21 protein-coding genes are annotated in these 19,560 nt (G+C 38.1%); 9 read left to right on the top strand and 12 right to left on the bottom strand.

All coding sequences use genetic code 11. The annotated features are described in order from the left end of the window. Nucleotides 1-165 precede the first annotated feature (165 nt). Both B5P37_RS07475 and tatC read left to right on the top strand, forming a co-directional pair. The gene (locus B5P37_RS07475; protein WP_085237628.1) at nucleotides 166-387 is read left to right on the top strand and encodes a twin-arginine translocase TatA/TatE family subunit; all 222 of its coding nucleotides are present in this window, start codon (nucleotides 166-168) and stop codon (nucleotides 385-387) included. Then, nucleotides 347-1,096 carry a twin-arginine translocase subunit TatC gene (gene tatC, locus B5P37_RS07470; protein ID WP_085237627.1) on the top strand — a complete coding sequence of 250 codons (750 nt, stop codon included), beginning with the start codon at nucleotides 347-349 and terminating at the stop codon, nucleotides 1,094-1,096. The genes B5P37_RS07475 and tatC overlap by 41 nt, the downstream gene beginning before the upstream one ends. 41 nt (nucleotides 1,097-1,137) lie before the next feature. On the opposite strand, the gene argS is transcribed toward tatC, so the two are convergent. From argS to B5P37_RS07440, 6 genes are all read right to left on the bottom strand, one after another. Continuing rightward, on the bottom strand, nucleotides 1,138-2,796 hold the full coding sequence (gene argS, locus B5P37_RS07465; protein WP_085237626.1) for an arginine--tRNA ligase: 1,659 nt from the start codon (nucleotides 2,794-2,796) through the stop codon (nucleotides 1,138-1,140). A gap of 1 nt (nucleotide 2,797) precedes the next feature. Next, entirely contained in the window at nucleotides 2,798-3,208 is a 411-nt protein-coding gene (locus B5P37_RS07460; RefSeq protein WP_085237625.1) for a YwiB family protein, read from the bottom strand. 246 nt (nucleotides 3,209-3,454) lie between these two features. Further along, nucleotides 3,455-3,964: a YwhD family protein gene (locus B5P37_RS07455; protein ID WP_085237624.1), complete on the bottom strand. Its 510-nt coding sequence runs from the start codon at nucleotides 3,962-3,964 to the stop codon at nucleotides 3,455-3,457. A 91-nt stretch (nucleotides 3,965-4,055) separates the two neighbouring features. Further along, the gene (locus tag B5P37_RS07450; protein ID WP_085237623.1) at nucleotides 4,056-5,354 is read right to left on the bottom strand and encodes an HD domain-containing protein; all 1,299 of its coding nucleotides are present in this window, start codon (nucleotides 5,352-5,354) and stop codon (nucleotides 4,056-4,058) included. Nucleotides 5,355-5,376: 22 nt separating this feature from the next. Continuing rightward, nucleotides 5,377-5,856 carry a GNAT family N-acetyltransferase gene (locus B5P37_RS07445; protein ID WP_085237622.1) on the bottom strand — a complete coding sequence of 160 codons (480 nt, stop codon included), beginning with the start codon at nucleotides 5,854-5,856 and terminating at the stop codon, nucleotides 5,377-5,379. A gap of 223 nt (nucleotides 5,857-6,079) precedes the next feature. After that, nucleotides 6,080-6,421, bottom strand: a complete 342-nt coding sequence (locus B5P37_RS07440; protein WP_085237621.1) for a YuzB family protein — start codon at nucleotides 6,419-6,421, stop codon at nucleotides 6,080-6,082. A gap of 349 nt (nucleotides 6,422-6,770) precedes the next feature. On the opposite strand from B5P37_RS07440, the gene B5P37_RS07435 reads away from it, so the two are divergent. From B5P37_RS07435 to B5P37_RS07420, 4 genes are all read left to right on the top strand, one after another. Beyond that, nucleotides 6,771-7,478 (top strand): trypsin-like serine peptidase, encoded by a 708-nt coding sequence (locus tag B5P37_RS07435; RefSeq protein ID WP_085237620.1) that lies wholly within the window; start codon nucleotides 6,771-6,773, stop codon nucleotides 7,476-7,478. Between the two features lie 299 nt (nucleotides 7,479-7,777). Further along, on the top strand, nucleotides 7,778-8,488 hold the full coding sequence (locus tag B5P37_RS07430; protein WP_085237619.1) for a trypsin-like serine peptidase: 711 nt from the start codon (nucleotides 7,778-7,780) through the stop codon (nucleotides 8,486-8,488). 216 nt (nucleotides 8,489-8,704) lie between these two features. Then, complete coding sequence (locus B5P37_RS07425) at nucleotides 8,705-9,424, top strand: trypsin-like serine peptidase (RefSeq protein WP_085237618.1); 720 nt, start codon at nucleotides 8,705-8,707, stop codon at nucleotides 9,422-9,424. A gap of 515 nt (nucleotides 9,425-9,939) precedes the next feature. Next, nucleotides 9,940-10,650, top strand: coding sequence for a trypsin-like serine peptidase (locus B5P37_RS07420; protein WP_085237617.1), 711 nt, complete (start codon nucleotides 9,940-9,942; stop codon nucleotides 10,648-10,650). 137 nt (nucleotides 10,651-10,787) lie between these two features. On the opposite strand, the gene B5P37_RS07415 is transcribed toward B5P37_RS07420, so the two are convergent. Together B5P37_RS07415 and B5P37_RS07410 are read right to left on the bottom strand one after the other, a co-directional pair. After that, complete coding sequence (locus B5P37_RS07415; protein WP_085237616.1) at nucleotides 10,788-11,393, bottom strand: DUF2812 domain-containing protein; 606 nt, start codon at nucleotides 11,391-11,393, stop codon at nucleotides 10,788-10,790. After that, nucleotides 11,377-11,709, bottom strand: a complete 333-nt coding sequence (locus B5P37_RS07410; RefSeq protein WP_085237615.1) for a PadR family transcriptional regulator — start codon at nucleotides 11,707-11,709, stop codon at nucleotides 11,377-11,379. The genes B5P37_RS07415 and B5P37_RS07410 overlap by 17 nt, the downstream gene beginning before the upstream one ends. Before the next feature lie 334 nt (nucleotides 11,710-12,043). On the opposite strand from B5P37_RS07410, the gene B5P37_RS07405 reads away from it, so the two are divergent. Then, on the top strand, nucleotides 12,044-12,760 hold the full coding sequence (locus B5P37_RS07405) for a trypsin-like serine peptidase (protein ID WP_085237614.1): 717 nt from the start codon (nucleotides 12,044-12,046) through the stop codon (nucleotides 12,758-12,760). 217 nt (nucleotides 12,761-12,977) lie between these two features. Here the strand turns inward: B5P37_RS07405 and B5P37_RS07400 are convergent, their stop codons facing one another. The 4 genes from B5P37_RS07400 to hemQ form a co-directional block, all read right to left on the bottom strand. Beyond that, nucleotides 12,978-14,519 (bottom strand): SLC13 family permease, encoded by a 1,542-nt coding sequence (locus tag B5P37_RS07400; RefSeq protein WP_085237613.1) that lies wholly within the window; start codon nucleotides 14,517-14,519, stop codon nucleotides 12,978-12,980. A 554-nt stretch (nucleotides 14,520-15,073) separates the two neighbouring features. Beyond that, a complete protein-coding gene (locus tag B5P37_RS07395) occupies nucleotides 15,074-15,535 on the bottom strand; it encodes a threonine/serine exporter family protein (protein ID WP_085237612.1) in 462 nt (153 codons plus the stop codon). 12 nt (nucleotides 15,536-15,547) lie between these two features. Further along, nucleotides 15,548-16,303 (bottom strand): threonine/serine exporter family protein, encoded by a 756-nt coding sequence (locus B5P37_RS07390; RefSeq protein ID WP_085237611.1) that lies wholly within the window; start codon nucleotides 16,301-16,303, stop codon nucleotides 15,548-15,550. A 464-nt stretch (nucleotides 16,304-16,767) separates the two neighbouring features. Further along, nucleotides 16,768-17,517, bottom strand: coding sequence for a hydrogen peroxide-dependent heme synthase (hemQ, locus tag B5P37_RS07385; protein WP_085237610.1), 750 nt, complete (start codon nucleotides 17,515-17,517; stop codon nucleotides 16,768-16,770). Nucleotides 17,518-17,685: 168 nt separating this feature from the next. Here hemQ and pta point away from each other — a divergent pair, with 168 nt between their 5' ends. Both pta and B5P37_RS07375 read left to right on the top strand, forming a co-directional pair. Beyond that, nucleotides 17,686-18,675 (top strand): phosphate acetyltransferase, encoded by a 990-nt coding sequence (pta, locus tag B5P37_RS07380; RefSeq protein ID WP_085237609.1) that lies wholly within the window; start codon nucleotides 17,686-17,688, stop codon nucleotides 18,673-18,675. Then, nucleotides 18,675-19,517 carry a lipoate--protein ligase family protein gene (locus B5P37_RS07375; protein WP_085237608.1) on the top strand — a complete coding sequence of 281 codons (843 nt, stop codon included), beginning with the start codon at nucleotides 18,675-18,677 and terminating at the stop codon, nucleotides 19,515-19,517. Before pta ends, B5P37_RS07375 begins: the two co-directional genes overlap by 1 nt. Nucleotides 19,518-19,560 lie beyond the last annotated feature (43 nt).

Below are 19,560 nucleotides of genomic sequence, written 5' to 3'. Positions count from 1 at the left end.
TCACAGTGATTGGCTATAATGCGGGGGTGGTTGCTCATCTCCACTCCCCCACATTTCTTCAAACATTTAGAACGACAAGTCAACGCATTAAATGTATTGGCTACCCTTATCGTAAACACATATTAAAAAAGTGATAAGAGAAACATTTAGAGAAGAGGAATTTTTATGTTAGAAACGACATTCGTTTTAGGTATGACGAGTCCAACCGGTCTTATCATCATCAGTGTCATTGCGCTCATTCTTTTTGGACCGAAAAAACTCCCTCAATTTGGTCGAGCCATTGGTTCAACGTTACGTGAATTTAAATCTGCAACAGAACATATCACAGAAGATGATGAATCTTTAGATACTCCCAGTACAAAACCTACGAAACAAGAACGCCAATGAATTATCATTAGCCCATCATTTTAACGAGCTGAACACACGGCTCATCAAAGTTGGTGGAACATTTATCGTCACACTCATTGTTGTCTATATGTCATCACATTGGTGGATGTCCCTATTCATTCAAGCTGTAGCGCAAAAAGGTGTTCCCTTACACGCCTTTAGTTTTACTGAAATGATACAGATATACATCATGATTATTTTATTTTGTACATTCTGTATCACGTCTCCCGTGCTATTTTATCAATTGTGGGCATTTATCGCACCAGGACTTAAAGGTGTGGAACGTCAATTTATTTATCGATATAGTCTGATTTCATTTTTACTTTTTCTTATAGGAATTGCACTTGCATACTGGCTCATTTTCCCGCTCATCGTTCAGTTTTCATTCAACTTGTCAAAGTTGATGTCGATTGAGCCAGTTATTGGTTTCAAACAATACTTGACTGAACTACTGCGTTGGCTCTTGTGTTTCGGTATCATTTTTCAATTGCCAGTTTTATTTATAGGCTTGGCTAAATTCGAACTCATTGATGCAGTCATGTTACGACCTTACCGCAAGTATGTTTACTTCAGCTGTTTTGTATTGGCCAGTTTGATTGCCCCTCCTGACTTGATGTTAAATATCTTATTGGCATTGCCTTTGATTTTATTATTTGAACTGAGTATGTTCATCCTTCGATTTACGAAGCCTTATGATCAATCAATATAAAAGGCAACTTCAGTGTTTTTGAACTGAGGTTGCCTTTTTCATTACATTTGTTCTGGTGCAGAAACGCCAACTAATTGTAACGCGTTGCGCATTGTAATTCGTACAGCATCAATCAATGCTAAATGTGCGCGTGTCTTCTCTTGATCCTCTGTTAAAACTTTTTCCGCATTGTAAAATTTATGGAAATGTGCTGCTAAATCTTGAATATAATTCGTCACACGATGCGGTGCTCTCGCTTCAGCCGCCCCTTCAATCATAGGTTCAAATTCAGCTAATTTTTTTAACAGCTCAATAGCTTTCTCATTCGTAATCGTTTGGTATGCTGCGCCTTTTACAACCTGATACCCTTGTGCTTCGGCTTGGCGCAAAATCGAACAAATACGTGCGTGTGCATATTGTGCATAATATACCGGATTGTCTTGCGATTGTTCTTTTGCAAGGGCCATATCAAAATCAAAATGCGTGTCCGCACTGCGCATCGTTAAAAAGTAACGTGCCGCATCTCGACCGACTTCATCCATAATTTCTCGTAAAGTAATCGCATTACCTGTCCGTTTGCTCATTTTCACTTCTTCACCATTGTGCATTAAACGTACCATTTGCATGATTTGTACTTCTAAACGGTCACTATCAACGCCAAATGTTTCAACCGCTGCTTTCAGACGATTGATATAGCCATGGTGATCTGCGCCAAATAAGTTAATTAATTGATCATTGCCACGTTGGAATTTATCATAGTGGTATGCAATATCTGGTAAGAAATACGTATACGTCCCGTCTTTTTTAATCAACACACGATCCTTATCATCTTTAAAATCCGTTGTTCGCAACCACGTCGCATCATCTTTCTCATAAACGTAACCATTTTCCGTCATTTTCTCTAAAACTGCTTGGATTTCATGATTTTCATACAAGGTACTTTCACTAAACCAATGATCAAAGTGAATATTGAAGTCTGCAAGATCCTGTTTTAACTTAGTCATTTCATAAGCGACGCCTAATTCTCTAAATGTTTTTAAACGTGCTTCATCCGGCAAATGCATTAAATCTGGTTGCGCTTCAGCTAAATTCGCCCCAATCTCTTTAATATCTTGACCGTGATAGCCATCTTCCGGCATCTTCGCTTCATGTCCTAAATGTTCTAAATAGCGCGCTTCTATAGAATACGCTAAATTCGTAATTTGATTACCCGCGTCATTAATATAGTATTCACGAGTGACGTCATACCCGGCTGCATCTAAAATATTACATAATGTGTCACCAACCGCAGCGTTACGCGCATGACCAATATGTAAATCACCTGTTGGATTGGCTGATACGTACTCTACCAATATTTTTTTGTTTTTAGACTGTGCCACACGACCAAATTGCGTATCTTCTGTTAAAGCCTGATCAATCACTCCGTTGAGATAACTTGGGTCTAAATAAAAGTTAATAAATCCAGGCCCTGCAATATCGATCGATTGAACACGTGCCGTTGCCGTATCTAAATGATCCACAATACTTTGCGCAATCTCTCTTGGGTTACGCTTCGCTTGTTTCGTTAAAACCATCGCAATATTCGTAGCATAATCGCCATTTTTTGTATCTTTAGGTGTTTCTATTTTAATTTCTGGTATCGTATCCACAAGCTGTGCCTGTTGAATACTCTTTTTTATTTCTTCAATCAAAGTGTATTTAACTTGATCAATGATATTCATTTTATCGCTCCTTATATTTAATCTCGTATTGATATGTACCCACTTTTTCATCATCTTGAAATAACACGTAATGAATTTTCAATCTTCCTCCGCTTTCAGACACAAAATGATTCATACCTAACGTCTGTACTGTCAGTAACATTTTACCATATGGCAATTCATAAAAAGTTGTCGTTTCTTGGCCTTCAACAAAGTGCAAGTTCATCCTAATGTCGCCGTTTCGAATGAGCTTTACACTCCCTTCCAATACTTTTAAAGTGACATCTACAGTAGCCGATTCAATTTGTTCTTGATAACGAATCCACGCCGATTCTTTTTTCAACCATTGTCCCATCGTTTGATATGAAAAGCACTCTTTTTGACCCTCTCGCTTCACCACTTGTTCCACTTCGATTGTCACATTATGTTCCACCTGCGTTTTCACCTTATTTCGTTTGAATTTCGTTTAAATAATAATTGCCATTATATCATAGATTGAAAGGCGATTACGTATCAAATTTCATATTATCATGCAGCCTTATATTTCTATGCGCAAACGTAGAAGGTGACTTTTTCTAACACGGCGTTAATCCGTCGTTTAGAAATCAAGTCACCTTAAGCGGGATGTATGTTACAGCCTTCTATGTTTAACAAAAACCCTTTACCAATCATATCGCATCTATTCAGCAAAGGCTTGATGTAACGTCGCTGATGAATTCGCCCACATCGCTTCGTCATGCGTCTTAAGAAAATCAGCTAAGATTTGACGGTTTTCTGGACCAATTTGATCAACAATAATGTTGTGTTTCATTGATTTATCCATCATATTCACATGTTCTGGCATACTTTTATACCCACGGCGAATACGTTTATTCACTAATAAATAAGCAGCGGTCACTCCCGCATAATACGGTCCTTGTTCGCCTCGCTCTGTCGTCACCCAACATAACCAATATGCCTTAGCCCCTTCTACATCAACTACGGCTTTATCAGTAATCCATTTGACACCGCGTTCCACTGCTGCACGTGCATGCATTGCACCAATATCAATAAAAGCCTCCTGTGCCTCAATATCGATAAAGACCGGGGCAATATTATCGAGACTAATCGCACCGATGTTCGTCCCTTTATGACCATCTAATGGATCGTTTTTGATAATATTAAAATTAAATCCTTTTTTCTCAGCCATATCGCTAACCCTCCTCAATTTCGATCTGCATCATCTCCATGATTGTAAAATATAGATGATACTTGTCACCACATTTTGATATCAACCGATATTAATTCAGCTCGTTTAATAAGTTAATAATTTTTGTTTTAATCTCTATATCTTCAATACCCATGATTAACTCTTTTGGATAATATAACTTATAGTCTTTTCGTTTAATTCCTGTAATGCTTGAAATAATCAAGGACTGACTACTAATTTCACGTATGTTGCCATTGTGTTGTAACAAATGAATCGGCTGTCTATTGGAACCCGGGCGATCATAATCGTACGGCAAGTCAGAAAACGAATCGCTCACAAAATAATAATCAGGATCAATTCCCGCTTGCTCAAACAAATCACACAGCTCTGTAATCGTTATGATTGAACCGTCAAACGGTAAAAACTTAAATAAATCACGATGAATGAAACGACGCGCCAAATCACTAAGAATCGGGTCTGCTTCCTCAGTCCAACGTTTCAAATAATAAACGACATCCGCTTCATCTAATCTGACATATTCTTCCACTGTTGCACGATTCTCAAAAAATGGCACAAAATCTCGTGGTGCGATATTAAAGGCATATCCTTGTTCGTACAAATGTTTTGCACGTTTAAAACAATGATTGAGGACCACCTCACCACTTCGACTGACAGGATGAAAATAAATTTGCCAATACATTTGATAACGACTCATTATAAAGTTTTCTACCGCATGCATGCCACTTTCTTTAATCAACACTTCTTTCTCTGAAGGGCGCATCAATCTCAAAATGCGTTCCATATCAAAAGTACCGTATGATACCCCTGTAAAATAAGCATCTCGCTGCAAATAATCCATTCGATCCGCATCAATTTGGGATGAAATCATCGACACCACCAGTTGATTCCGATGCGTCTTGTTGATAACTTCTGCGACCTCACCTGGAAATGTCTCACTCACGCGGCGTAACACCGCATTCACTTCTGTATCTCCCATAATAATGGCTTGCGTATAAGCTTCATGATCCGTGTTGAAAATTTTTTCGAAACTATGTGAAAATGGGCCATGTCCTAAATCATGTAATAACGCGGCACACATCGCAAGTGGGCGATCTGCATTATCCCATTCTTGGCGTTCTTTAAACGTTTCATCTATAATACGGCGTACAATTTCATAAACACCTAAGGAATGTCCAAACCGACTATGCTCAGCAGTATGAAAAGCTAAATTCAGTGTGCCCAGTTGTTTAATCCGACGCAAACGTTGGAATTCTTTTGTTTTAATTAAGTCCCAAATCAGTTGATCTTGAACGTGGATATAACGATGAATCGGATCCTTAAACACCTTTTCTTCCGACAACTTACGTACAACATACGCTGTTTCTGTCAATCAAACCCCTCCTTGCCATCATTTAATGTAATGTTTTCTTCATTAATGCTAAATGCATTGTTTCACCGTACATCATATGGGCATAAGTACGAACGACTTCAAAACCTTCCTGTTCGTAAAATTCAACCGCTTTCTCGTTCTGCGTGTCCACTTCAAGATAAACGGCATCGTACGCCCCTCCGACATGGTCTAACCCTTTTTCTAACAGTAAACGACCGTACCCCCTATTTTGGGAATGCGGACGTACATAATGTGCAGACAAATACAGTTCGCTTCCTTGAATAAAATTCGCAAAACCGACGACTTCTCCGTCTTCGATTGCGACCATGAATAATTGGTCTTCCAATCTTTTAAGCAAATGCGCCTCGTTATATGAAGCCGCAAGTAGTTCATTCACTGTAGAAGCTGCATATATATTTAAATACGTATTGTACCACGCTTTTGTTGCCACATTGCGGATACCATGTACATCTTCTGGTGTGGCAATTCTTACTTCATACATTTCACATTTCGCTCCTTATTGCTTTATAGAATACATTCTATTATACCACAAACACGCACTGAAAAAGCGGTGAAACAGCTTTCCACCTCCTTCTCTTCTTATCGTTAAAAACATGTCTTTACGTCGCGCTATGCGTATATTGAACATGACGCACTCAAAAAAGACACCTCTCAACAATGACAGGCGTCTCCCCTAATATGCATCTATCAACAAGAAAATCAACTTATCCTTTACCTTTACGATTCTCCAATTTTTCTTTTAATTTACGATCTTGTTCTTCTTTCCGACGTTTTCGCTCTTCGTTACGCTTTCTCAAGCGCTCTTCCTCTTCAGGATCACGTGGTTTTTGAAGTTGCTTTTGAACTTTCTCCATCAATTCTTCTTCTGTTGTTGCAGCCAACGGACGATTATTGACAAACGCAAATGTTTTACGCCGACCTGGTCCACAATATGATTGACAACCCACTTCAATCTCCGCATCTGGGTCAAGCTTTTTCAGTTTTTGGGTCAATGTTTTAAGATTCACTGCTTGGCAATCATCGCAAACCAAAAATTTATTTTTCACCTCGACGTCTCACCTCTCAATTTTTTAGCTTTATTCATTTTACTCTTTTTCCACAATTTTTCAAGGTAAACATATTCAAATCCTAATCGGTGGTACTGTAAAACCACCTTTCTCATATCACGTTCCATACAGCATAGACGATACTTTTCTCATAAACTAACGATTCAACCCCATCATTTTGTGTTTAATCCCTTACGCTAAAAATGACATCGACATTCATTATATGATTATTCCTCTATAACTTTAAATCATGTAAATCCAAAACTACACAAAAACATTATTACATAAATTATACATATTATTAATATTATGTTAAAATATAATATATAATAAAATAAGGAGTGGTGAGATGAAAAAAATCCGATTGCTGCTATGGTTGTCTCTTTTATCCGTTCTCTTTATGCCTATCGACTCTGTTTGGGCTCAAAAAGGATCACAGACGCTCGTGTCAGACACAGTGAAAGATTCTCACAGTAAATATACGGCGAAATACGAATCTGGGACCCATCAGCATTGTACAGCCATTCTGATTTCGTCAAATGTCGCCGTCACTGCTAAACATTGCGGGGGATCACAAACCACAAAATATGGTGGCACCATCTATCCAGGAGAGTCCGGATTGAGTACCCCTTTTGGTTATATGAATATTAGCACGTACATTCCAAACCCCAAATATGATATTGCTCTATTAAAAGGGACCGATAGAGACCAAAGTAACGCCTACAAATACTATATAAGACAATTCAAGACGACTGTAACAGGTTTCTCAGATTCAGAATTAAGCGGGATGGTCGGTCGTGAAGCCTACTCCTATGGTTATCCTTACAAGTATAGTGGTTATAAACAATATCGCAGTGATGGCACCATTGATTTTTATCAACACGATCCCCTTCTTCGGACGACGTTACCAACTTTTGAAGGGCAATCGGGGTCTGGTGTCTTCTTAAAAAATGGTCAGTTTGTCGGCATTATCATCACAAGAACATCAGATTACAAAGGAAATGTCCTTCCGTTTACACAAGAAATTGCCAAATGGATTAATGACAACGCAAAGTAGGTAGCCCTGACGTTGTCCATTGTTTGATGTGCTTGATGGCGTAGATAAAGGGGCTGAGCTTTATTCCCAGTCGTTTGCCGATTGTACGACTAAACTAGACATGACAGGTTATGGTGGTCGTTACCTTTAAGATTAGGCACAGTGCTGTTACACTCATCCAAGAATAATGATATTACTGACACCAAATTGCCTTTTCGACACATCCATATGTGACATGCACGCTCAGCGCACGATGCTTGATTTAGGCAAGTCCGCTTCCACTTTACATTCGATATATAACATATTAAAGGTGTGATAACATGAAAAAAGTATGCTGGATCATATTCCTTTCGCTAGCCTGTTTTCTCCTTATACCTACCGAGTCCACTTTTGCTCAAAAGGGAACACAAGTCCTTGTTCCAGACACAGTGAAAGATTCTCATAGTAAATACACTGCCAAATACACATCTGGTACCGGTCATACTTGTACAGCGATTCTTATTTCATCAACTGCTGCAATAACTGCGCAACATTGCGGTGGAACTAAATCTATGTCTCCCGCCGGTACGATATATCCAGGTGCGTCAGGATTACAGACACCTTTCGGGTATATGAATATTCGATACTACATTCCACATCCCAAATATGATATCGCAGTCATTAAAGGGATTGATAGGGATCAAGATAAATTCTACAAATACTATATCGGAAAATTTAAAACAAAAGTGACAGGTTATACAACTGAGACATTTAACAGTTTCGTTAATAAAGCAGTATATTCCTATGGCTACCCTTACAAGGAAGGGGTGTTTAAACAATATCGCAGTGATGGTGAAATCACTCATTTTAGTCAATATCTTCCTCTCTTAAGTACGACGTTGCCTGCTTACGAAGGTCAATCGGGATCTGGTGTTTTCTTAAAAAGTGGTCAATTCATTGGTATTATGACAGGGAAGACACAAAAAGACGAAGCAAATGTCCTCCCATTTACAGAAGAAATCGCCAACTGGATTAACGACAATGCGAATTAGTAATCCTGACGTTGTTCATTGCTGGACCGTAGATAAAGGCGTTGACCTTTATCTACGGTCGCTTCCTAATATCACGAGCGAACTCTATACGATTCATACTTGTAACGCTTGATGTACGATTGTGTAAATCTCTCAAATGCTTGTTTTGATTTTAGAGGGTCTAGCTGTACTTTATCGATATCATTCATATAATCCCATTTATACGAGGTGCTTACCATGAAAAAAACATTACTCTTGATTTTGTTATTCGTCATCCTTGGTTTACCCGCTTCAAAGTCTCTTTCATATGCGACGAGTGATCCAGGCAAACAAACCGTCGTCGATGATACAACGAAAGATCCAAAAAGTAAATACAATGCCAAATACGAACCATCAGTAGGAACACATTGCTCATCTGTTTTGCTCACATCAAGTGCCGCACTGACTGTTAAACATTGCCTTGGTCCTTCCCCCTCATCGTTTGGAACGATTTACCCAGGTGAATCAGGTCTACAAACACCGTTCGGTTACATGAATATCCGTACCTATATCCCTCATTCCACATATGACATTGCTATTCTCAAAGGCACCGATAATGACAAGTCGTCCGCCTATAAATACTACCTTAAGAATATTAAAACTGAAGTAAAAGGATTGACAGACGACGAATTAGATAAACTTAAAGGAAAAAAGATATATTCATATGGCTATCCGTACCAATTCAGTGGCTATAAGCAATACTTGAGTACAGGCACGGTTGAATTTTATGAGAAAACCCCTCATAACGTTCTCCGTACAACAATGCCAGCGACAGGCGGACAATCCGGATCTGGCGTCTTTTTACAAGAAAACGATCAACTCATTGGTATCATTATTACAGCAACACCAAACGGACAAGCGAATGTACTTCCAATTAGCCAAGAAATTGCTAATTGGATTAATCAGAACACAAATTAAACCGATGTCCTTAAGCCAATTGGCTTTAAACCTTTTGATACCTGCCATGACCAATTATATGAAGAAGATAAAATATGTCGTCTCAAGTTGAACTATCCATCATGTCTTCCTGTTTTCCTTAGTTCAATTGCATACACATTTATCTATAACAGATGCTCTTAACCTCCTCTTTTTATCACAACGCACGAAATAACGAACACTCGACACCACACAACGTCGTGTCAAAAGTGTTCGTTATATTACAAAGGGGATGTCCTCCCATTTACAGAAGAAATCGCCAACTGGATTAACGACAATTCATAATTAACAGTACATAGGTCACTCACGCACAAAGAGGTTGGCATCGCATCTCCAGCCTCTTATTCATGTCATGATTTAAATGCAAATAAACTTACACATCGAAGTGCCATGCAATAATCTCTTGTCACTTTGTAATTACACATATTTATTTTTTCATAAATTTTTAAAGTTATTCCTTTAATATATTAAATAACATCTATTAAAGGAGTGATCATATGCAAAAATTACGATTTCTATTTTTAGTGACACTAGTATGTTTTATCCTGTTACCTGTCGATACTGCTTATGCCAAAAAAGGAACACAAGAGATTGTCTCAGATACAGTTAAGGACACGCACAGCAAATATACTGCTAAATACGAGGCTGCGAACCACTCACATTGTACGGCCATCCTCATTTCACCAACTGTCGCATTAACCGCCAAACATTGTGGTGGGGATCATCCTACGACATATAACGGCAAAATTTATCCGGGCGAGTCAGGGTTGAGTACCCCTTTTGGTTATATGGATGTTAGTACCTATATTCCAAACCCGAACTATGATATTGCGATATTGAAAGGAACTGAAAAAGACCAAAGTCGCGCCTATCATTACTATATTAAATCATTCAAGACACCTGTTACAGCTCTTTCAGATGAAAAATTATATGCTATTACGGGACTTGACGTATACTCATATGGTTACCCTTACAAGTTTAGTGGTTACAAGCAATATCGCAGTGATGGTAGTATTTATTATTATTATAAAGATGTTGCTTTTGTTCATACATCATTACCTACGTATGAAGGGCAATCCGGATCCGGTGTTTTCCTAAAAGATGGTGAATTCGTCGGTATCATTATCACAAGAACAGAAAAATTTGAAGGTAATTTCCTCCCTTTTACGCAACAAATCGCGGACTGGGTTAACAAAAACGCAAATTAGTATTTTATCCTTTGTCTTATTCGCCCAAAACGAGGCTGGCGCATTACAACCAGCCTCTTCGTTATGTCGTCAACTGTCATTTAAACACATGTTTCATGCTATTTCACGTATAAAAAACATGCATGCATTACTTTTTCTTACACACTGAGTACTTTCAATTTCTTTTTGAATTTATAATACACGACAAATAGCGGTATTAAGAAAAGCAAATAAATGAAATGACCGACGATACGCATCATCGCAAAAGGGAGTTCAAACAAGTATGCAAACCAAAATTCAGCACCTTCCTTCTCCCATAGTCCTGGAGTTAAGAATATGTCCCATTTGAAATGGCTTTGCGTTAAATTTGTCATGAATAATATGAAAAACACTAAAAACATACCATTCAAATATTTCAGCCAACGGTTATAATAATTGCTTAAAGACTCTCGATCAGAAAACAACACTTCTGTCTTGTCACCTGCTTTCATCCAATATTGATTCGTACAACCGCCGCGATAACCATGTACATGCTCCCAACCAAATGATTCATATAAAGCAAGATAATCATTCATTTTTTGGCGGCTATAAATCTCTTGATAATCTAAGCGTACGATATGCGATTCATCGGTCTTTTCGAAATAATAATTGCCAAAAACTGATACTTTGGCTAAACGATAGCCTTGTTGAAGTTGGTCATTAAGCCATCGTTCTTCTTTGAGAGGATCAAAAAAACAATTCCACTTTTTATAATGCATTTTCATCTGAAATCCCTCCTTGTTGATAAAGTGACACTAAATGTTGCAAGCGTTCTGTTTCAAGTTTCAAAATTTCTTCGCCTCGTGCTGTGATTTGGTACACTTTGCGTCGTTCTTTCGGATCGCTAATCATTTGAATATAGCCATGTTTACTTAAATTTTCTATCGCCCCGTATAATGTTCCAGCAGCAATTTGTACTTGCCCTAAACTTAACTCTTGGACATAAGTCATCACACTATAGCCATGCAACGGTTGCCGTAATGCTAATAAAATGTAATGCATTGTTTCGGATAACGGGACGAGTTGAGGTCTTTTTTTCATTTATTTTCACCACACACTATATAGTTGTACTGTATAGTCAGATTATATAGTTGGACTGCATAATTGTCAAACAGCAAAAAACAGGCATTGACCACTGTCATATGTAACTAAACTCAGACAATGGTTCAACGCCTATTTATATATGTATGAAATTGTGCAAATTACCAAAATACGACCTTTTGTTTTAAAGACACTTAACGACAAATCCCTTTATAGCCTGCATTAATTAAAAATTATAGAATTAACGAAATAAAAGATAACTTTTTTATTGTATTGTATTTTTAAGTAATTAAACTAAAATACGTATAACTTAATTTATAAAGAGGTGCTTATCATGAAAAAAGTATTATTATTGATTTTATTACTTGCCACTCTTTGTCTCCCGATTTCAAAACCGCTCGCTTATGCGGCGAGTGATCCAGGTAAACAAACGGTTGTCGACGATACAACAAAAGATCCAAGAAGTATATATAATGCCAAATACGAGCCGTCAGTAGGAACGCACTGTTCAGCGCTTATCATTAACTCGAATACCGCAGTGACAGCTAAACATTGTCTCGGCGATTCACCCAAATCATTAGGAACGATTTATCCAGGTGAGTCCGGTTTGAAAACACCTTTCGGCTATATGAATATCAGTTCATATTTCCTGAACGATAAATACGACATTGCGATTCTTAAAGGAACAGACTATGATAAATCATCCGCCTATAAATATTACCTTAAAAACATTCATACAATTGTGCGCGGCCATTCAGACGAAGAATTATTTAACCTTAAAGGAAGAAATGTTTATTCGTATGGCTATCCGTACAAACTTAGTGGTTACAAGCAGTATTTTACTACAGGAACTGTTGAATATTATGAAAAAGTTCCTTATAACGTGCTTCGTACAAACATGCCTACGACAGGTGGCCAATCGGGTTCAGGTGTCTTTTTACAAAACACAAATGACTTTATCGGTATTATTATCACCCAAACGGGTGGAAAAGGCGATGTCCTTCCAATTAGCCAAGACATTGCCGATTGGATTAATAGTCACAAAGACTAATTTAAGGTCATCGTACAAAGCGATTTATCATGCCATTTTAATGAAAGAGATATCAAATCAAAATAACGAACACTTTTGACACGACATGGCGTGGTGTCAGGTGTTCGTTATTTCACTATAAAATCAGTAACTTTTCCAGTTGCCTATAACAAACAAGGTTGGACGGAGTGATTTCATTTTAATCCTCCATTTCGACTGTCATTTTCCAAGTGTGCTGTTATTTTTTAATCGGCAAACTATGCGTAATATCAATTCCTAACACAAGTGGCATGATAAAGTACACGACGACGATAATCACAACAATACTGATTAAGTTCATGACAAACCCTTTGACTGCCATTTCTTTAATTTCAATCTTGCCTGTACCAAAAACAATGGCGTTCGGTGGTGTACCGACTGGTAACATATAGGCACAGTTGGCCGCCATCGCAGCCGGTGCCATCAACAGCAATGGATGTACATCAATTGCTACTGATAAAGTCGCCAGTATTGGCAAGATCATTGTTGCGGTCGCCGTATTCGAAGTGATCTCCGTTAAGAATAAAATAAACACTGTAATCACGATTACAATGACCAGTGGACTTACGCCCTTTAATGACGTCATCTGTTCACCAAGCCACGCTGCAAGACCACTTTGTTGAATCCCTTTGGCTAATGCCAAGCCCCCACCGAATAGAATGAGCACACCCCATGGCAATTCTTTTGCAACTGACCAATCTAAAATGCGTTGATGTTGGTGTTTGGATGGGATTAAAAATAGTACAATCGACACAAACATCGCAATTGTACCGTCTGCCACGAGTTCTGTAAAAGTCCATTTCGACAGTAAAAATTCACGTGAAATCCATAAAAAACTCGCCAACAAAAAGACAACGAAGACGACTTTTTCTTCGTATTTGATTTTACCTAAAGCATCTAATTTGTCTTTAATAACTTTTTGACCACCTGGCAATGTTTTCATATCATGACGAAATGCCACAAATTTGAAGTACAACCATGCTAAAAACAGCAGTAAAATAACAGTTGGTACACCGACAATCATCCATTTCGCAAAGCTCAGTTCGCCACCAAAGTTTGTCGCATATTGGCCTTTTAAAATGATGAGCGGTGGCGTGCCAATAAGAGTACCCAAGCCCCCAATAGTGCCGGCATAACCGATACCGAGCACCAGTGAACGTTCAAACTTTTGAATACTTTCATCACTATCCGCTTCAGTTTTCAATGCATTAGCTTCTTTTACAATCGCTAAACCAATCGGAATCATAATCATTACCGCAGCAGTATTCGATACAAACATCGATAAACCACCTGTTGCAACCATAAAACCAAGTAAAATGCGCCCAGTGCTTGTACCAATACTGCTAATAATCGTGAGAGCAATCCGTGTATGTAAATCCCAGCGTTCCATCGCAATGGCCAAAATAAAACCACCTAAGAAAAGATAAATAATATCATTTCCATATTGTGCGGATACTGTCGCACTGTTCATGACATGTCCCAACGGTAACAAGACAAGTGGCAATAAACTTGTCGCTGGAATGGGAATCGCCTCTGTAATCCACCAAATCGCAATCCAAGCAGTTATCGCTAGAACGTAAACCCCTTTGAATGATAAATCATCTGGTCGTACAAAAAGTGAAATCAATACGAAAAGTAGTGGCCCGAGTACGAGCCCAATCGCTTGAGCTAACGTATAAGATGGATCTTTCTTTTTGTCAGTAAAAAAAGTTAATAATCTTGATTCGTTTGGACTGTTCATGATACGCCCCCCTTTGTTTACAATAGAACATCCGGAATTATAATAATTTTTTAAATAGTATAACATATTTAGAGATTAAGTATCTATAGGGAGTTAAGCGCTTTCTTTTCAATATTTACCAAGAAATTTAAAGCCTATCTATATTTAAAATAGAATTAAATCTAAATATAAAAAATATTAGCATCCTTTGGTGTAATAGTATAATAAAGGCAGAAATATAATGAAGAGATTGTTTTTAATTTGTTTTGGTTATGGTGATAAATTCAAAAGAAGCTATGAAATCTTAGAAAAGTTTCTCAGAATTAATATGCATAAGGTGATATGAGAATAGAACAATTTACAATCTAAAAGTGGAATTAATTACTTTTTGATACCGTTTTATTCACTTTAGTTGTTAGCCTTTTGATCACATGTATCTCTTTTTTGATGGCGATAGAAAGACTCAAAAGTGAAAGTAATAATTACGCCAGTATAGGTTGAAGTATCATGGACTCAATCCATACTGACGTTTTTTATAGTAATATCCTTTGATCAGGCAACTTGAAATTTGTATGCTACTTTTTAGCCGGCAATTTCAAAATTTCAATAGGCTTTCGAATAAATGATTTAGCCACTTGATCCGATATGAGGAGGCCTACTGCAATCGCCCCTGCGATAAGCGTCGCACGAACAAAAATATCACTTGCTTCATTAAAATTTAATGTGAGCAGTTGCTGTGTCGCTTTAAAAAAGATACTTCCCGGCACTAATGGAATAATCCCAGGCACCATAAAGATAATGACTGGCGATTTATATATTCGTGCCATGATATGTGAAATAATCCCTAGTACAAAACTGCCATATAGACTCGCATAAATACCATCTACGCCAAAAATTTCAAAGCCAATATGATACGTTAAATAACCAAAGCCCCCGCATAATCCAGCAGGTAAAAACAAACGCTTCGGCGCATCATAAATAAACGCAAAACAAAAAGACGTTAAAAAACTACAGATAAAAATGAAGAAAATTGTCAATGCAACGACCCCCTATAAAATAAGAAAAGCACTCGTCACACCTGCACCAATCGCAAAGGACGTCACAATCGCTTCTAAAAATTTCGCAGTAAACATCAACATATGGCGTCCAAACAAGTCTTGAATGGCTGTCGTAATTAATACACCCGGTACAATCGGCATCACAGCGGCTGTAATCACCGCACCGATGTTTAATCCCCCTAAGGCATGATGTAATGGAATCGCAATCAATCCAATCATCATCGCTCCTAAAAAGTCGGGAATGAATAAGGTTAACTGCTTTCCTTTCATCCATTCTGTCACAAAATAACCTAATGCCCCCGCTAGAACAGCTGGAAATAACTCGACCCATGATGCGCCTTGTAAATATAAAAAGCCCATAGAAATCAACCCTGCAAACAACATTTTATGCCCAAGTGTATAACGTTGCTGTTGTCCTTCCAATTGCTTTAACATGCGATAAGCGGTACGAAAATCTATTCTTTGTTGTGCAATTTGTCTTGAAATATGATTAACAAGGTAAACATGTCTTAAATTCGTATCATTTTTTTGAATTTTAACCATCCGTGTGTCATGGCTTGGTGATAAAGAAAAATTAATGAAAATGTTCAATGCATACCCTTGCGATGCTTCGTATCCATAACTTTTTGCAATGCGTGCCATCGTATCTTCGACGCGTGTTGCTTCAGCACCACATTCCAACAATATGCGCCCTGCTAAAATAACAAGGTTCGTTACCTCTTGATCTGACGGAAGATGTTGTGTCATCTGATCACCTTCTTTTGTTGTTTTATTCTTTCACACTTTTCATATACGTGCGCATCTCCTATGGTGCTTTCCCATTCGATGTAGAAACTACGCGCGCGACTTAAACGCTTCTCCTCAATTGAACCAGACATCGAAGTGCGGTTGTCACCTTCATATAGGCTTCACTTGATTCAAAAAGTATAAACGATTTCCGTCAAAATTGCTATGAAAACTCTATAGCACATTTCCTCACTACAACTGAATCTCCCGCTGCATTTTTCAACATATCATCTGTTTGAAGGCCAGATTTTTTCATTTGAATAACAGTCGTCAAAATGATGCCAAGCGTGCTCCTTTGAAATTTCTAAATCGAAAGGGTCACATTCAATCCTTCATTTCGTACTTACAGCTAATGGCATATCATATGCACAACATAAATAAGCAGTGACGCGATTGTACAACGTTCACTGCCCTTTTTATTCAGATTATATTTTAAATAATGTTTCTAAACGTGCATCGTCCAAACGATGTCCAACGAAGAAATTGCCAAATTCACCATAGCGCGCTGTTGTTTCATCAAACCGCATTTCATATACGATTTTTTTGAATTGTAGGACATCATCTGCAAAGAGTGTCACGCCCCACTCATAATCATCAAAACCAACGGAACCGGTAATAAATTGTTTAATCTTGCCCGCATATTTACGACCGATTAAACCATGATCATACATTAACTTTTTACGTTCTTCCATTGATAACATATACCAGTTATATGTTTCATTACGACGCTTGTTCATCGGATAGAAACAAATGTATTCCGTCTCTGGTAACGTTGGATATAAACGCGCTTTAACATGTGGATTTTCATAAGGATCTTCATTAGAATCTCCTGCTAAGTAATTGCTTAATTCTACAACGGATACATATGAATATGTTGGAATAAAATGGTCCGCAATGGCCAACTTATTGATTTCATTCTCTATTTCATTCAACGTTTTCATTTCTGGGCGTAAAAACCATAACAAGAGGTCTGCTTTTTGCCCTGTCACATTATAAAGGACTTGATCGCCTTGACCTTCAGACTGTGCCTGTTTGTACTGTTTCATCAGTTGGTTAAATTCTGTTACCATTGCTTCACGGTCTTCCTCTGGGACTAAGCGCCAAGAAGCCCAATCTATTGCATAAAATAAATGTAAACTATACCATCCATCTAAAGTCTCTGCTGCATGACTCATTCAGAACACTCCTTAGAATTATTATTATCTGTACAAATTAAATTTTATCACACATCCCGTCGTCAAAACGATTTAAATGATTACAAATTCGTGTCATGGAAATCTCAAAATAAATGGCGTATAATAATATGTGAAAAATTTGATAAAGGAAAGTCGAGGAGAAGCAGGATGTCTCATTTGTTAGATGGACTTAAAGATAAACTTTCAAACAAAAATGTTCGAATTGTACTACCAGAAGGAGAAGATGTGCGCGTCCTTAAAGCGGCCGTACAATTACACGCTTCTAATTATGTTACACCTATCGTACTAGGAAACATCGATAAAATTAAAGCACTCGCTTCTGAAAATGATTTAACGATTGAAGACTTAAATATGATTCAACCTGATACAAGCGATCTTAAAGCGGCATTAGTTGAGCAATTTGTTGAACGTCGTAAAGGAAAAGCCACTGAAGAACAAGCACAATCACTACTTAATAACGTGAACTACTTTGGAACGATGCTCGTCTATGCAGGTCATGCAGACGGTTTGGTAAGCGGCGCTGCACATTCAACAGCAGATACCGTACGCCCCGCCCTTCAAATCATCAAAACAAAACCAGGTGTCTCTAAAACATCAGGTATTTTCTTTATGATTAAAGAAAATCAACAATTTATTTTTGGTGACTGTGCAATTAATCCACAACTAACAGCCACAGATTTAGCTGAAATTGCTGTAGAAAGCGCGAAATCTGCACAAAGTTTTGGTATGACACCTCGCGTTGCAATGTTGAGCTTCTCAACAAAAGGGTCTGCTCAATCAGATGATACACGCAAAGTCGCTGAAGCCGTACAACTTGCACAAGAAAAAATTGCAGCTGAAGGATTATCTGATGTCGTGATTGACGGCGAATTCCAATTTGATGCCGCAATTGTTCCAGAAGTCGCTCAGAAAAAAGCACCGGGTGCACAAATCCAAGGCGATGCAAATGTTTTCATTTTCCCAAGTTTAGAAGCAGGTAATATTGGTTATAAAATTGCGCAACGATTAGGGGGCTTTGATGCAGTAGGGCCTGTATTACAAGGTTTGAACTCACCTGTTAATGACTTATCAAGAGGTTGTTCAACAGAAGACGTTTACAACTTATCTATTATTACAGCTGCACAAAGTTTACAATAATGGATTTCACACAACGTTTTTTCAACGGACACACATGGCGTTACGTTGACCATTCGACCGGTTTAGAACCGATGCAATCTTTCGCCTTCGATGACACCTTTTGTGAAAGTGTCGGTGCTGATTTGTCACCCAATGTTGTGCGCACTTGGGTTCATCAACATACGATTATTTTGGGCATTCATGACTCACGACTTCCTCATTTAAAAGAGGGGATTCAATATTTAACGGACGAACGCGGTTATAATGCGATTGTTCGCAATTCAGGTGGGTTAGGTGTCGTACTCGATCAAGGGATTTTAAACATTTCTCTTATTTTTAAAGGGAAGACTGAAATTTCTATTGACGAGGCATTTACTGTGATGTATGTCTTGATGAGTAAAGTCTTTGAAGACGATTTTGTAGCGATTGATACACATGAGATTACCCATTCTTATTGTCCGGGTAAATTTGACTTAAGCATCCGCCAACAAAAATTTGCCGGTATTTCACAACGCCGTGTACGTGGGGGCATTGCCGTTCAAATTTATTTATGTGTTGAAGGGTCTGGCAGTGAGCGTGCAGCACTGATGCGCCACTTTTATGCGCGCGCACTCAAAGGTGAAACGACAAAATTTACTTATCCTGACATTCACCCTAAAAGTATGGCCTCATTAGAAGAATTACTCGGTCGCCCCATTACTGTTCAAGAGGTCATGTTTAAGTTACTTTACGCAATTAAAGACTTAGGTGGGGATTTAAATATGGCACCGATAACCGATCAAGAATGGGACCGTTATGCACATTATTATGAACGAATGCTTGAGCGCAATGCGAAAATGAATACAAAAATAAGCGAGAAATAGTACAGCCACAATCATTTGAGAAAGCTTAAAAAAGAGAACTGAC

Origin of the sequence: Staphylococcus lutrae (assembly GCF_002101335.1) — a bacterium.
Taxonomy (GTDB): Bacteria; Bacillota; Bacilli; order Staphylococcales; family Staphylococcaceae; genus Staphylococcus; species Staphylococcus lutrae.
This window is presented reverse-complemented; position numbering and strand designations above follow the sequence as displayed.